The 14,214-nt window shown below is 71.4% G+C and carries 15 protein-coding genes and 1 pseudogene; 8 read left to right on the top strand and 8 right to left on the bottom strand.

The annotated features are described in order from the left end of the window. Positions 1-8 precede the first annotated feature (8 nt). Positions 9-389, top strand: a complete 381-nt coding sequence (locus tag MQN93_RS20925) for an anti-sigma factor antagonist (protein ID WP_242710753.1) — start codon at positions 9-11, stop codon at positions 387-389. A 47-nt stretch (positions 390-436) separates the two neighbouring features. On the opposite strand, the gene tuf is transcribed toward MQN93_RS20925, so the two are convergent. After that, on the bottom strand, positions 437-1,630 hold the full coding sequence (gene tuf, locus MQN93_RS20920) for an elongation factor Tu (protein ID WP_242710752.1): 1,194 nt from the start codon (positions 1,628-1,630) through the stop codon (positions 437-439). 66 nt (positions 1,631-1,696) lie between these two features. Beyond that, positions 1,697-2,650: a ribose-phosphate diphosphokinase gene (locus MQN93_RS20915; protein ID WP_016430777.1), complete on the bottom strand. Its 954-nt coding sequence runs from the start codon at positions 2,648-2,650 to the stop codon at positions 1,697-1,699. Positions 2,651-2,839: 189 nt separating this feature from the next. Here MQN93_RS20915 and otr(A) point away from each other — a divergent pair, with 189 nt between their 5' ends. Beyond that, positions 2,840-4,705 (top strand): tetracycline resistance ribosomal protection protein Otr(A), encoded by a 1,866-nt coding sequence (gene otr(A) / locus MQN93_RS20910; RefSeq protein ID WP_242710751.1) that lies wholly within the window; start codon positions 2,840-2,842, stop codon positions 4,703-4,705. A gap of 145 nt (positions 4,706-4,850) precedes the next feature. Continuing rightward, complete coding sequence (locus tag MQN93_RS20905; RefSeq protein WP_242710750.1) at positions 4,851-5,513, top strand: DUF4230 domain-containing protein; 663 nt, start codon at positions 4,851-4,853, stop codon at positions 5,511-5,513. Positions 5,514-5,541: 28 nt separating this feature from the next. Here the strand turns inward: MQN93_RS20905 and MQN93_RS20900 are convergent, their stop codons facing one another. The 6 genes from MQN93_RS20900 to MQN93_RS20875 are packed head-to-tail and all read right to left on the bottom strand — an operon-like array spanning position 5,542 to position 9,293. Continuing rightward, entirely contained in the window at positions 5,542-7,305 is a 1,764-nt protein-coding gene (locus MQN93_RS20900; RefSeq protein ID WP_242710749.1) for a complex I subunit 5 family protein, read from the bottom strand. After that, positions 7,305-7,652: a sodium:proton antiporter gene (locus tag MQN93_RS20895; RefSeq protein ID WP_242710834.1), complete on the bottom strand. Its 348-nt coding sequence runs from the start codon at positions 7,650-7,652 to the stop codon at positions 7,305-7,307. Before MQN93_RS20895 ends, MQN93_RS20900 begins: the two co-directional genes overlap by 1 nt. A gap of 19 nt (positions 7,653-7,671) precedes the next feature. After that, a complete protein-coding gene (locus MQN93_RS20890) occupies positions 7,672-8,412 on the bottom strand; it encodes an MnhB domain-containing protein (protein ID WP_242710748.1) in 741 nt (246 codons plus the stop codon). Further along, on the bottom strand, positions 8,409-8,669 hold the full coding sequence (locus MQN93_RS20885; protein WP_242710747.1) for a Na(+)/H(+) antiporter subunit B: 261 nt from the start codon (positions 8,667-8,669) through the stop codon (positions 8,409-8,411). The genes MQN93_RS20890 and MQN93_RS20885 overlap by 4 nt, the downstream gene beginning before the upstream one ends. Further along, positions 8,662-9,114, bottom strand: a complete 453-nt coding sequence (locus tag MQN93_RS20880) for an MrpF/PhaF family protein (protein WP_242710833.1) — start codon at positions 9,112-9,114, stop codon at positions 8,662-8,664. Before MQN93_RS20880 ends, MQN93_RS20885 begins: the two co-directional genes overlap by 8 nt. After that, entirely contained in the window at positions 9,111-9,293 is a 183-nt protein-coding gene (locus MQN93_RS20875; protein ID WP_242710746.1) for a hypothetical protein, read from the bottom strand. The genes MQN93_RS20880 and MQN93_RS20875 overlap by 4 nt, the downstream gene beginning before the upstream one ends. 245 nt (positions 9,294-9,538) lie before the next feature. On the opposite strand from MQN93_RS20875, the gene MQN93_RS20870 reads away from it, so the two are divergent. The 5 genes and pseudogenes from MQN93_RS20870 to MQN93_RS20850 all read left to right on the top strand — a co-directional run bounded on the left by MQN93_RS20870 (position 9,539) and on the right by MQN93_RS20850 (position 14,051). Continuing rightward, positions 9,539-10,141 carry a VanZ family protein gene (locus MQN93_RS20870; protein WP_016430786.1) on the top strand — a complete coding sequence of 201 codons (603 nt, stop codon included), beginning with the start codon at positions 9,539-9,541 and terminating at the stop codon, positions 10,139-10,141. A gap of 153 nt (positions 10,142-10,294) precedes the next feature. Next, positions 10,295-11,131: pseudogene (locus MQN93_RS20865) on the top strand (glycoside hydrolase family 16 protein); the annotation flags it as partial. Between the two features lie 146 nt (positions 11,132-11,277). Continuing rightward, entirely contained in the window at positions 11,278-12,315 is a 1,038-nt protein-coding gene (locus MQN93_RS20860; RefSeq protein WP_242710745.1) for a PHP domain-containing protein, read from the top strand. A gap of 37 nt (positions 12,316-12,352) precedes the next feature. Then, the gene (locus MQN93_RS20855; protein ID WP_242710744.1) at positions 12,353-13,015 is read left to right on the top strand and encodes an HAD family hydrolase; all 663 of its coding nucleotides are present in this window, start codon (positions 12,353-12,355) and stop codon (positions 13,013-13,015) included. A 58-nt stretch (positions 13,016-13,073) separates the two neighbouring features. Next, on the top strand, positions 13,074-14,051 hold the full coding sequence (locus MQN93_RS20850; RefSeq protein ID WP_242710743.1) for an SDR family NAD(P)-dependent oxidoreductase: 978 nt from the start codon (positions 13,074-13,076) through the stop codon (positions 14,049-14,051). Positions 14,052-14,214 lie beyond the last annotated feature (163 nt).

The raw sequence follows: 14,214 nt of genomic DNA, 5'->3' as shown, positions 1-14,214 counted from the left end.
ATGTCGTCGTGCACCAGGAGCCTGCGCCGCTCACTCGGCATCTGCGGGTCCACCAGGACCGAGGGCACACGGTGCTCGAGTTCCACGGCGAGATCGACATCGCCGCGGCCCTGGAGATCGCCCCCTATCTGGACCGAGTGACGGCGCACCAGGGTGTCCGTCTGGTGATCGACCTGCGCCAGGTCGACTTCTTCGACTGCTCCGGGCTGCGGCTGCTCTACCGGGCCCGCAGCCGGGCGCTCACGCAGGACGGAGAGCTGCAGCTCGTCTGCACGCATCCGCTCACCCTGCGCATCATGCGGGTCACCGGCCTTTCCCGGCTGCTGACGGCGCATCCGACCCTGGACGCGGCCCTGGGCCAGCCCGAGGCCACGTCCGGGTCGTTGTGACGGCCGCTGCGCGGGCCGTCACGACAGCGGTCACGCCCTGACGGCGGCTACTTGAGGATCTTCGTCACCTGTCCGGCGCCCACGGTCCGGCCGCCCTCGCGGATGGCGAACTTCAGGCCCTCCTCCATCGCGATGGGCTGGATCAACTGCACGTGCATGCTGGTGTTGTCGCCCGGCATGACCATCTCGGTGCCCTTGGGCAGCGTCACCACACCGGTCACGTCGGTCGTGCGGAAGTAGAACTGGGGGCGGTAGTTCTCGAAGAACGGCGTGTGCCGGCCGCCCTCGTCCTTCGACAGGATGTAGGCCTGCCCCTCGAACTCCGTGTGCGGGGTGACCGTTCCGGGCTTGATGACGACCTGTCCGCGCTCCACGTCCTCGCGCTTGATGCCCCGCAGCAGCAGTCCGACGTTCTCGCCCGCCCGGCCCTCGTCGAGCAGTTTGCGGAACATCTCGATACCGGTGACGGTCGTCTTCGTCTTCTGCTCGTGGATGCCGATGATCTCGACCTCGTGGTTGACGTGCAGCACCCCGCGCTCGATCCGGCCGGTGACGACGGTGCCGCGGCCGGTGATGGTGAAGACGTCCTCGATCGGCATCAGGAACGGCTTGTCCACGTCGCGCTGCGGCTCGGGGACCGCCGAGTCCACGGCGTCCAGCAGGTCGAGCACGGACTGGGCCCACCGCTCGTCGCCCTCCAGGGCCTTGAGCGCGGAGACCTTGACGACCGGGACGTCGTCGCCGGGGAACTCGTACTCGGTCAGCAACTCGCGCACCTCGAGCTCGACGAGTTCCAGGATCTCCTCGTCGTCCACCATGTCGGTCTTGTTGAGGGCGACGACGATGTACGGCACGCCCACCTGCCGGGCCAGCAGCACATGTTCCTTGGTCTGCGGCATCGGCCCGTCGGTGGCCGCCACGACCAGGATCGCGCCGTCCATCTGCGCCGCGCCCGTGATCATGTTCTTGATGTAGTCCGCGTGCCCCGGGCAGTCGACGTGCGCGTAGTGCCTGCGCTCGGTCTGGTACTCGACATGGGCGATCGAGATCGTGATGCCCCGCTGCCGTTCCTCGGGCGCCTTGTCGATCTGGTCGAACGGGGTGTACGGGTTGAGGTCGGGAAACCTGTCGTGCAGCACCTTCGTGATGGCCGCCGTGAGCGTCGTCTTGCCGTGGTCGATGTGACCGATCGTGCCGATGTTCACGTGCGGCTTGGTCCGCTCGAACTTCGCCTTCGCCACTGCAAGCCCTCCTGGTCACCTGGGTGAGGCGTCACTGGACGCCGAGCCTTGCTCCTTGACTCATGTCTATTCGCTTCGCGGCTCGTCGAACAGGGCACTGACGGACTCGCCGTTGTGAATGCGACGGACGGCCTCGGCGAGGGCCGGCGCGATGGACAGGATCCGCAGCTTGTCGGTGCGTTCCTCGTCCGGGACTGGCACGGTGTTGGTGCACACGATCTCCAGTACGTCGGGCTGCTCGCCGATCCGCTTGAGCGCGCCGTCCGCGAACAGGCCGTGCGTGCAGGCGACCCGGATGGAGCGCGGCCCCAGCTCCCTGAGCCGGTCGAGCAGTTCGAGGACCGTGCTGCCCTTGGCGATCTCGTCGTCCAGGACGATGACGTCCCGGCCGGCGACGTCGCCGATCACCGAGCTGATGGAGACCCGGTCGTCGGCGAACCGCTGCTTGGCGCCGGCGGCCACCCGCGCACCGATCAGCCGGGCGAAGGCGGCCGCCTCCTTGGCGTTGCCGAGGTCCGGCGAGACGACGGTGGTGCGGGAGAGGTCGTACTGCCGGAAATGAGCGGCCAGTTCGCGCAGGGCGTGCAGATGGTCGACCGGCACCGAGAAGAAGCCGTGCACCTGCGGCGCGTGCAGCGTCATGGTCAACACGCGGCTCGCGCCCGCCGCCACCAGCAGGTCCGCGACCAGCCGGCCGCCGAGCGAGATGCGGGGCGCGTCCTTCTTGTCGGAGCGGGCGTAGGAGTAGTGCGGCATCACAACGGCGATCCGGGCGGCCGAGGCCCCGCGCGCGGCGTCGCACATCAGCAGCAGTTCCACGAGGTGTTCCTGGACCGGCCGCACCAGCGGCTGGATCAGGAAGACGTCGCGCTCGCGGCAGTTGGCCTGGAGCTGCACCTCCAGGCAGTCGTTGGCGAACCGGCTCAGGCGGGTGGGGCTCAGCGGCACTCCGAGATGGGCGCAGACCTCCTCGGCGAGGTCGGGGTGGGCGCTGCCGCTGAAGACGGAGATGTCTCGCACGATCCGCTCCTCGCATGATCATGTCGGGGAGTCACATGCTACTGACACGAAATCCGGTTGCGCCGCGCCTCTGTGCGCGCGCCATCATGGCGCCGTACGAGTTCCTCACCTCGGGAGACCCCATGCGCCGACTCCTCGGAATCCACCAGTGCCCCCACCGGCCCACGGTTCACGAGGACTCGACCACGCATGCCCACCCTGAACATCGGAATTCTCGCCCACGTCGACGCGGGTAAGACCAGCCTCACCGAGCGGCTGCTGTTCGACCACGGAGCGATCGACCGGCTCGGCGGTGTCGACGCCGGTGACACCCGTACGGACGACGGCGACATCGAGCGTCGCCGCGGCATCACCATCCGCTCCGCGGTCGCCGCGTTCACCGCCGGTGACACCCGGATCAATCTCATCGACACCCCCGGCCACTCGGACTTCATCGCCGAGGTGGAGCGGGCCCTGGAGGTCCTGGACAGCGCGGTGCTGCTGCTGTCCGCCGTGGAGGGGGTGCAGGCGCAGACGAGGGTGCTGATGCGGACGCTGCGGCGGCTGCGGCTGCCGACCGTCGTCTTCGTCAACAAGATCGACCGCGCGGGCGCCCGGTCGGCGGATCTGCTGGCCGACATCCGGCGCAGGCTGACGCCGTGCGTCGCACCGCTCACCGATGTGCGGGACATCGGGACGGCCGGGGCGCGCGTGACACCCCGTCCGCCCGGGGATCCGCAGCTGGCCGAGGCGCTCGCCGAGGTCGATCCGGCCGTGCTGGAGGCGGTCGTGGACGGCCCCGAGCCCACGCCGGACGAACTGCGCAAGGCCCTGGCGGCACGCACCGCCGACGGCTCGTTCCATCCGGTCCTGTTCGGCTCGGCTCTCGGCGGGCAGGGCGTCGCCGAACTCGTCGAGGCCGTCACCGGGTTGATCCCGCCGCCACCCGCGACCGCCGACGGACCACCGCGCGGCACCGTGTTCGCCGTACGGCCTTCCGCGGGCGGCGAGCGGGTCGCGTATCTGCGTCTGTACGAGGGGAAGGTGACGCTGCGTCAACGGTTGACGCTGCTGCGGCGCGAGGCCGACGGGCGGACCTCGGAGGTCACCGGACGGGTGACCGGCCTCGACGTGATCGGCGGGGGCGGGCCCTCGCTCACCGCCGGGAACATCGCGGCGCTCACCGGTCTGAACGGGGTACGGGTGGGCGACCGCCTCGGCCCGCTCGCCGAGCGCGCACCGCACTTCGCGCGGCCGACGCTGGAGACGCTGGTGAGGGCCCGCCGTCCCGGTCAGGCCGCCGCGCTGCGCACCGCGCTGCTCACCCTGGCCGACCAGGACCCGCTGATCCACGCCCGGCCCGCGGCGTCCGGCGCCACCGCGCTGCTGCTGTACGGCGAGGTGCAGATGGAGGTGCTCGCGGCCACGCTCGCCCAGGACTTCGGCATCGAGGCGGACTTCGAGCCGGGCCGGGTGCGGTTCCTGGAGCGGCCGCGGGGGATCGGCGAGGCCGTGGAGGAGATGCCGTGGCACCTCGGCACCCGCTACTGGGCGACGATCGGGCTGCGGGTCGAGCCGGGGCCCCTCGGCTCGGGCGGGCTCTTCGACTACGAGACGGAACTCGGCGCTCTCCCCCGCGCCTTCCACCAGGCCATCGAGGACACGGTGCACGCCACCCTGGCCACCGGGCTGCGCGGCGCGTCCGTGACGGACTACCGCATCACGCTGATCCGTTCCGGCTACTGCGCGCCGATCAGCACGGCCGCCGACTTCCGGGGCCTCACCCCGCTCGTGCTGCGCGCCGCACTGGAGCGCGCCGGGACCCGGCTGTACGAGCCGTACCACGCCTTCGAGACGGAGGTCCCGCTGGACGCGCTGGCCCCGGTGACGGCCCACCTCGCCTCGCTCGGCGCGGAGTTCACGGGGACGACGGGCGGGTCGACGGCCTGGGTGATCACCGGTGAACTTCCGGCCCGGCGGGTGCGTGAGATCGAGCTGCGGCTGCCGGGGCTCACGCACGGCGAGGGAGTGTGGTGGTCCCGGCCCTCCGGAGACCGTGAACTGCGGCCGCACTGACGCGTGATGACGATGCGGTGCCTGGGGTGGGCCCTCCGCGCCCGTGCGCCCCCTGCGCTTCCATCGGCGGCACCGTTCGCCCAACGGATCGGTCTGGCAGGGGCTTTGAGGGGCATCCGCAACAGTAGGAAGGAGGGCCGTCTCCATGACGACTCCCATCAGGCGTATGTCCCGGCGCATGCCCGGCTGGTCGAAGGCGGTGACCGCCGTCGTACTGGTGCTCGTGGTGTTCTTTGCCGGGATCCGGCTGAGCGTGCTCCCCGGCCTCAAGGACCTGTTCGGCACAGAGACGCACGACCGCTCGGGACCGGCACTGCTGCAGTCCATCCAGGACATGAGCCGCTACGACGCGGCCTCCGGCAACTTCCAGGTCGTCGTGGACCTGGAGAAGGACACCAAGTACCTGCCCGACGCGATCCGCGGCTCGCGCACGCTGTACATCGGCGCGGGCACCGTCGACGCCTATGTCGATCTCGGCAAGGTCGGCGAGGACGACGTGACCGTCAACGACGACCGCACGTCCGCCACGCTCCACCTGCCGCACGCGGCGCTGGGCAAGCCGGCCCTCGACCCCGACCGCTCCTACGCCGTCTCCAAGCAGCGCGGTCTCCTGGACCGGCTGGGCGACCTGTTCTCGGACAACCCCAACAGCGAACAGGCCGTGCAGAAGGTGGCGGTGAAGCACATCGGCGAGGCGGCCGAGGACAGCGGGCTGACCAAGCGCGCCGAGACCAACACCACCGACATGCTCGACGGGCTGCTGCGGTCCCTGGGCTTCAAGGAGGTGCGGGTGAGTTACGACGGCTGACCACGCGCTTGCTCCGGGAGCGCACTGATCAGCTGCCGGTGACTCCGGGCAGCGCCAGGGCGCCCAGCAGCACCGCGCCCACCAGCAGCCATGCCACATAGTCGCCCACGTGCCCGGACTGCAGGCGGCGCAGGGACTGAGTCCAGTCCGGGGCCGTGAGCAGTGCGGGACGGGTGACGGCGAGGGCCGCGAGCCCGGTGGCGAGCAGGGTCGAGGCGAGCCCCAGCAGTACGCCGTGCGGGGTCCAGTGCGGCGCGGAGACCACCAGTCCGCCGGAACCCGACTCGCTGACGCCGTGCGACACGAGGCCGGCGAAGCCGGGCGCCACTCCGACGGCGAGCGCGGCGGCCAGCAGTACGGCCGGGACCGCGGTCATGGTGTCGGGGACCCGGCTGATCCGGCTCCCGGTCTCGGGCTCTTCGCCGGTGCCGGTCGTCTCGTACGTGTCGCTGCCCGGCGGCTCCGGGCCGAGGCCGAAGAACACCCCCGCGGCGACCCGCAGCACCGCTCCCGCGGTCAGGACGGTCGCCGCGACCATCAGCACGGTCAGCGGGCCGCCCACCGCCTCCTCCGTGACGGCCTTGCCCAGCGCGGTGCCGAAGGGCGGCAGCCCGGCGAGGGCGAGCGCGCCGATCACGTACATGACGGCCACGGGCCGCAGTTCGCGCGCCCTGCCGTGCAGGGCGCGTTCGTCGACGCTGCCGTACCGGTCGAGGAGGACGCCCGTGCAGGCGAACAGGGCGGCCTTCACTCCGGCGTGTCCGAGAACGTAGAGCGCGACCCCGTCGTCCCCCTCCGGCGTCAGGACGCCGATGCCGATGAGGAACAGGCCGGTGTGGGCGACGGTCGAGCAGGCGAGCAGCCGTTTGATGTGGCGTTGGTACCAGCACATGACGGCGCCGACGACGGCCGTCAGGACGCCGAGGACGAGGAGGACGCGCCGGAAGTCGTCGTCGGGTACGCCGCCGGGCCCGGAGAAGACCGTGCCGTACACCCGCCAGACGCCGTAGGTGCCGAGCTCCACCATCACTCCGGACAGCAGCATGCACACCGGGGTGGGTGCCACGGCGTGCGCGTCCGGGAGCCAGAAGTGGAAGGGCACGGCGGCGGACTTGACCAGCAGGCCGGTCAGGATGAGGACGAAGGCGGCCAGGGTGAGCGCGTCGGGTCCGCCATGGGCGTCCAGGCCGCGGCCGATCTGGGTCAGCGCCAGTTCGCCGGTGCGGGCGTAGAGCATGCCGATGCCCATCAGTACGGCGTAGGCGCCGAGCGAGGTGACGACCGCGAAGGTCAGCGCGCCCTGGACGACCTTGGGGTCCTCGACGCGGGTCCCGGTCAGGGCGTAGGCGACGACGCTCATCAGCTCGAACCAGACGAACAGGTTGAACAGGTCGCCGGCGAGCGCGAAGCCGCACATGCCGGCCTGGAAGAGCAGCATCAGGGCCGGGAAGGAGCCCGCGTGGCGGCGGGGCGGCTCGTCGAAGTAATGCCAGGAGTACACCATCGCCGCGAGGGTCAGCAGCGAGGCGAGCGCGGCCATGCCGAGGCCGGGTCCGTCGCCGGTCAGCACGATGCCGACGCTCTCGCCGTTGACCGGCGTCCAGCCGCCGACCCACTCGGTCATGGGCGGCGAGGAGTTCAGCAGCAGCACGATCGCGAGCCCGGCGGTGCCGCCCGAGACCGTGCAGGCCGCCAGTTCGGCGACCGGCCGGGACATCCGGCGGCTGCCGACGACCAGCAGAGCGGCGCCCAGGATCGGGACGGCGACGAGCAGCGGCAGCAGGTCGTTCATCAGCCGCGCAGCTCGGAGAGTTCGTCGGGGTCGACGGTGCCGTGGCGTTTGGCGATCTGCACGACGAGGGCGAGCAGCAGGGCGGTGACGGTGGCGCCGACGACGACGTCGGTGAGGGTCAGCGCCTGCACGACCGGGTCGACGACGGGCCGCGAGCCGGGCCTGATGTCGGAGAACACGGGTGCGGTGGCGTCCTTGCGGTAGCCGACGCCCAGCAGCAGGACATAGGTGGCGGCCTGGCACACGGACAGGCAGCCGACGGCGTGGATCAGATTCCGGCTGGTGGCCAACCCGTAGCAGCCGGCCAGGAACACCCACGCCGCCACCAGGTACGGCAGGACGTGCATCACGGCGGTCACAGCGGTCTCACTCCCCGTTCTCCTTCTCGATCTCGACGGCCTGGTCAAGGAAGCGGGCGAGCAGCAGGACGACCGCGCAGGCGACCTCCATGCCGACGGCCGCGTTCAGCAGGGGAACGGTTCCGCCGGAGGACAGCGTGTTGAACGTGCCGTACGGCAGCAGGGAGTTGGCGAGGAAGGTGGTGGAGCCGAGGAGGCCCGCGAGGCCGAGGACGACGTAGGACGAGGCGGCGAGCGCGTCGCCGACCTCGTAGACGCCGAGCGGCCGGATGCGTTCCAGGGCGCGGTAGTCGGCGCCGAGGTAGAGCAGGTGCAGGGCGGTGGCGGCGACGACGCCGCCCTGGAATCCGCCGCCGGGGCTCAACTGTCCGTGCGCGATCACGTAGATGCCGGTGACGAGGGCGACGGGCAGCACGAGGAGGGCGTAGCGGCGTACGGGCGGGGCGACTTCGGCGGGTTCGGGCCGCGCGCGGTGTTCGTCGCGGGTCTGCCGCAGCAGCATCACACAGCCGAGGACGGCGCCGAAGAGGATGGTCATCTCGCCGAGGGTGTCGAAGGCGCGCTGGTCGAAGTTGACGGACGAGACGACGTTGGCGGTGTGGCGGGCGATCGACGCGCGCACCGCCCGGTCGCCGTACGGGTGCCGGTCACCGCCGAAGGACGGCAGGTTCAGGCAGGCGGCGACCAGCAGGACGGCGAGGCCCGCGCCGCCCGTCAGCACGAGCCACAGCCGGACGCGCCGGCTCACCGTTTCTGCTCCTCGTCCCGGCCGCACCGTCTGACCTTGCGGACGGTGAGCATCAGCAGCAGCGGTGTCAGCGCGGAGCCCACGGCCAGCTGCGACAGACCCACGTCGGGTGCCTGGAGCACGGTGAACAGCACGGCGAGGACGACGCCGAGGACCGACAGGACGAGCGCCTGGCGGGCGGGGTCGCGGGTGGCCACCGCCACGGTCGCGGAGGCCGCCACCAGCAGCAGGGCCACGACGATCACCGCGTCAGCCACGTCCGACCCTCCCGAATCCGCCGGACAGGGCGCGCGAGGCGACGACGTTCCCGCCGATCAACAGGGCGCCGATCACCAGGAGTTTGGCCATCGCGCGGCCCGGCCCCGTGGCCACGCACAGCGCGATCACGGTGATCGCGCCCAGAGCGGCCACCGTCCAGGTCGCCACCCAGGCGCGCGGCGGGTCCTCGGCCAGTTCCTCGGCGAGCAGCCGGGCGAACACGAGGGTGCCGACGGGCCCGAGCAGCGCGAGGACTACGCCGACGTCAAGGTACGCGGGGCGGCCGTAGCCCTGCGCGAGGAGCAGCATGCCCGGGCAGGCGAGCGCGGTCGCGAGGTTCTGCGCGACGACCCGGCGGCGCAGCGGTCCGGTGGCCACGCCCCACAGCGCGGCGCCCAGACCGCCCGCGAGGCCGACGGTCGCGGCGAGCGTCCAGCCGTTCACCACCCGGTCACCGCCCGTCTGGCGGCGCACGCGGCGAGTGCGCCCAGGCCCGCGGCGGCGATGCCGACCACGAACTCCAGTGTGTACACGGTGCTGATGAGAAACAGCCACAGGACTGCGAGCGCGGCCCACCAGGCGAGCAGTTCGGCCGCGGCGAGCAGGGCCGTCCGCCGGGTCATGCGCCACCTCCTCGGGCTCGGCCGCCACACCGTCGCGGCGAGATGTCCATTACGTCCTTCCGCGGCATCCAAACATCGCGGCGGGCGCCGTGGGCGGCGGCGCGCGCGGTTCAGAGCCCGGAGTGCCCCGACAGCAGGAAGGGAAACCGCGGGGCGTGAGGGGGCGTGCCGCAGACCGACCGCATTCTCGGGCGTCGAGCGGGTAACCGCGCTGCAACGCGGGGAAGTTGACGACTGGAGGACAGATGGCTCGCGCAGCCCTGGGACCGCGCTCGGCGTTTCGCCTACGTATGACCAAGTCCCGCAAGACCGCCAAGCCAGGCAAGAAGACCGCCAAGCCAGGCAAGAAGGCCGTCAGGTCCCGGAAGAAGCCGGTCCCTCGGGAGCGGCATGTTCTGGCCTTTCCGGTACGGCTGCTCGCGATGGTGTGCGCCTTCGCGTTCATGGTGGCGTTCGCCGTCGTACTGGCCCGGCTGACGCTGGAGCCCTCGCCCGCGTCGGCGGCCCTGACCCACACCAATATGCATCCGGGCAGCTCGCTGCGGGCGTATCTGGATCAGCCCGCGCTGCGCGACGCCGTCAAGCAGATCGGCGGAAACGTGCTGCTGGGCGTGCCGTTCGGGATTCTCGTCCCGGTCGTCGCCCCGCGCTCGCGCGGCCTGCTGCGGGTGCTGCTGCTGACCGCCGTGGTCATGCTCCTGGTGGAGTTCGCCCAGGGTGCGCTGATCACCGGGCGCGCCTTCGACATCGACGACGTCATCCTCAACACCGCCGGTGCGCTCCTCGGCTACGTCCTCCTGGGCCGACGCATGGGCCGGGCGGTGCACGCGCGGGAGCGCCGGGCCTGAAGGGTCCGGCGTCACCGCCATTCCTTCAACACTTGGTCCGTACCTAGGTCTTGACGGCGTTCTTACATCACTTCTTAAATCAAGGGGCGACCCTTCACCCCCCACCACAGTCGGCACACCCGTCACACGGGCCGCCGACGGAAGGGAGAGCCCGTGGCCTCTCCACGTCTGCTCCGCAGATGTCTGTACGCCGCCCTGCCCCTCGCCCTGGTCGCCGCCGCGGCGACCGGCACGGCACAGGCGGAGCCCCCCACCTCCGCCGCGGCGGCCGCGTTCACCGACAACTTCGACGGCCCCGCCGGTGCCGCCGTCGACGGCTCGAAATGGCAGACCGAGACCGGCGACAACGTCAACAACCACGAGCGGCAGTACTACACCTCCGGCACCAACAACGCCGCCCTCGACGGCCAGGGCCACCTGGTCATCACCGCCCGCAAGGAAAACCCCGCCAACTACCAGTGCTGGTACGGCACTTGCGAGTACACCAGCGCCCGCCTCAACACGTCCGGCAAGTTCGAGGCGCAGTACGGCCACGTCGAGGCGCGCATGAAGATCCCGCGCGGCCAGGGCATGTGGCCGGCCTTCTGGATGCTCGGCACCCCGGTCAACTGGCCCGACTCCGGCGAGATCGACATCATGGAGAACGTCGGCTTCGAGCCCTCCACCGTCCACGGCACCATTCACGGCCCCGGCTACTCCGGCTCCGGCGGCATCGGCGCCGGCTACACCCTGCCGAACGGGCAGGCCTTCGCCGACGCCTTCCACACCTTCGCCGTCGACTGGGCACCGGACCGCATCACCTGGTCCGTGGACGGCAACGTCTACCAGACCCGCACCCCCGCCGACCTCGGCGGCAAGACCTGGGTCTTCAACAAGCCCTTCTTCCTCATCCTCAACCTCGCCGTCGGCGGCTACTGGCCCGGCGACCCCGACGGCTCCACCTCCTTCCCTCAGCAGCTCATCGTCGACTCCGTCTCGGTCACGACGAGCTGACGCCGAGCGTCCCCTGCCGAGCGGCACGTCCTCCGTGCCGCTCGGCTTTTCCATGCCGTGCGCCCGGGCCCGCTGCCACCCGGTCGACCGTCCACGCGGTGCGGCCCGACCGCCGCTGGGGAACCCTGGTCGTGGAGGTCACCATGGATCCCGTAGAGGCATTGGACCGGATCGCGTTCCTGCTGGAGCGGTCCTTGGCGCCGACCTATCGCGTACGCGCCTTCCGTACGGCGTCCCGCGTCCTCGCGGCGCTGCCCGCGGGCGAGATCCGCGAGCGGGCCGACGACGGGTCGCTGGAGTCGCTCAAGGGCGTCGGCCCGAAAACCGCCCAGGTGGTGCGGGAGGCACTGGCCGGTCAGATGCCGGACTATCTGCGCAAACTGGAGGACGAGGCCGGGGCGCCGCCCACCGGGGCGGGCGCGCGGCTGCGGGCGTTGCTGCGCGGCGACTGCCATCTGCACTCCGACTGGTCGGACGGGGGCAGCCCGATCGAGGAGATGGGGCGGGCCGCGGCGGCGCTCGGGCACGAGTGGGCGGTGCTTACCGACCACTCGCCACGGCTGACGGTCGCGCGCGGCCTGTCGCCCGAGCGGCTGCGCGAGCAGCTGGACGTGGTGGCGGAGCTGAATGCGGCGTGGGCGCCGTTCCGGCTGCTGACCGGCATCGAGTGCGACATCCTCGACGACGGCTCGCTCGACCAGGAGCTGGAGCTGCTGGAGCGGCTCGACGTCGTGGTGGTGTCCGTGCACTCCAAGCTGCGCATGGACGCCCGCTCGATGACCCGGCGCATGGTGGCGGCCGTACGCAGTCCGCACTCGGACGTCCTGGGGCACTGCACGGGACGACTGGTGACCGGGCGCGGGCGGCCCGAGTCGGAGTTCGACGCGGACGCGGTGTTCGCCGCGTGCGCGGAGACCGGCACGGCCCTGGAGATCAACAGCCGCCCGGAGCGGCTCGACCCGCCGCGGCGGCTGCTGCGCCGCGCGGTGGACGCGGGCGTCCTGTTCTCGATCGACACGGACGCGCACGCGCCCGGGCAGCTCGACTGGCAGATCAACGGCTGCGCCCGGGCCGAGGAGTGCGAGGTGCCCGCCGAGCGCGTGGTGACCACCTGGTCCCTGGAGGACCTGCTGTCCTGGACGCGTGAGCGGCGTACGCCGGAGGGAGTGGCGGGGCCCTGACGTGGTACCCGTACGGCGAGCGAACCAGGGAGAGTGCATGGAACGGGCGGCCGTGTTCGACGTCGACGGGACCCTTGTCGACACCAATCATCTGCATGTGGCGACCTGGTGGGAGGCCTTTCGTCAGGCCGGCCACGCGGTGCCGATGCACGCCATCCACCGGGCCGTCGGGCTCGGCTCCGAGGATCTCGTGGCGCGGCTGCTCGGCGACGGGCGCGACAAGGATCAGGACGCCGAACTGAGCGCCGCGCACACGGCGTTGTACGGCCAGTACTTCGACCGGCTGCCCGCGCTGCAGGACGCCGGCAAGCTGCTGCGGCGCCTGCACGGGGACGGCTGGACGGTGGTCCTCGCCACCTCCGCGAGCGGCCCCGAACTGTCCGCGCTGCGCCGCGCCATCGACGCGGACGACGCGATCACCGCCACGGCGAGCGCCGACGACGTCGAGGAGGGCAAGCCGGCGCCCGAACCCGTCGAACACGCCCTGGAGCTGGCCGGGGTGCCCGCGGACCGGGCGGTCTTCGTGGGTGACACGGTGTGGGACATGCGGGCGGGCAGCAGGGCCGGGGTGCGCTGCGTCGGTCTGCTGTGCGGCGGGATTCCGCGCGCGGACCTGGAGGAGGCGGGCGCGCAGGCCGTGTACGACGATCCGGCCCATCTGCTCGCGCGCCTGGCGGACAGCCCCCTGAAGCAGAGCTGAGGCGCGGCGTCGGCTTCCGCTTGACTTCGAGAGCGCTCGAATTCGTAGCGTTGCGGACATGAGCACTGCACAGCACAAGATCGGATCGGGTTTCGGCGCCACCAGCACCGCCGACGACGTCCTCGCGGGCATCGACCTCCAGGGAAAGCTCGCCGTCGTCACCGGCGGCTACTCGGGCATCGGCCTGGAGACAACCCGCGCCCTCACCAAGGCGGGCGCCCATGTCGTCGTCCCCGCCCGCCGCCGCTCGACCGCCGAGGAGGCGCTGGCCGGGCTCGACGGCGTCGAGGTGGACGAGCTGGACCTCGGCGACCTGGAGAGCGTGCGCGCCTTCGCGGAGCGGTTCCTCGCGTCCGGGCGGACCATCGACATCATGATCGACAGCGCCGGGATCATGGCGTGCCCGGAGACCCGGGTGGGGCCTGGCTGGGAGGCGCAGTTCGCCACCAACCACCTCGGCCACTTCGCGCTGGTCAACCGGCTGTGGCCGGCGATCGAACCCGGCGGCGCCCGGATCGTCTCCGTCTCCTCCCGCGGCCACCACAACTTGGGCATGCGCTGGGACGACGTCATGTGGACGACCGGCTACGACAAGTGGCAGGCGTACGGCCAGGCCAAGACCGCGAACGTCCTGTTCGCCGTCCACCTCGACCGGCTCGGCCGCGACGCCGGGGTGCGCGCCTTCTCGCTCCACCCCGGCGGCATCCTCACTCCGCTGCAACGGCACCTCGCCAAGGAGGAGATGATCGAGCGCGGCTGGATCGACGAGGCCGGCAACCCGCTCAACCCGGCGGGCTTCAAGACCCCGCAGCAGGGGGCGGCGACCCAGGTGTGGGCGGCCACCTCGCCGCAGCTCGACGGACTCGGCGGTGTCTATCTGGAGGACTGCGACATCGCCGAACCCGCCGTGGACGGCGACCAGACCTCCGGCGTCAAGTCCTGGGCGACCGACCCCGAGCAGGCGGCCCGCCTGTGGGAGCTGTCGGCACGGCTGACCGGCGTGAACGCCTTCTCCGCGCAGAAGTCGGCTGAGTAGGAGTCGGTCGGATAGGAGTCGGTGGGCTGGGAGTCGGTCGGATAGGAGTGGGCCGGCTGGGAGTCAGTCGGATGAGAGTAGGCCGGCTGGGAATCGGCCGGCTGGGCGGCGTTCAGTTCCCTCGGCGCCCGTACACGGCTCGTCTCGTGGTCGCCGCGTGTCG

Source organism: Streptomyces spinosisporus (genome assembly GCF_022698145.1).
Taxonomy (GTDB): Bacteria; Actinomycetota; Actinomycetes; order Streptomycetales; family Streptomycetaceae; genus Streptomyces; species Streptomyces spinosisporus.
The sequence above is the reverse complement of the archived record's forward strand: the minus strand, read 5'-3'. Positions and strand labels throughout refer to the sequence as shown.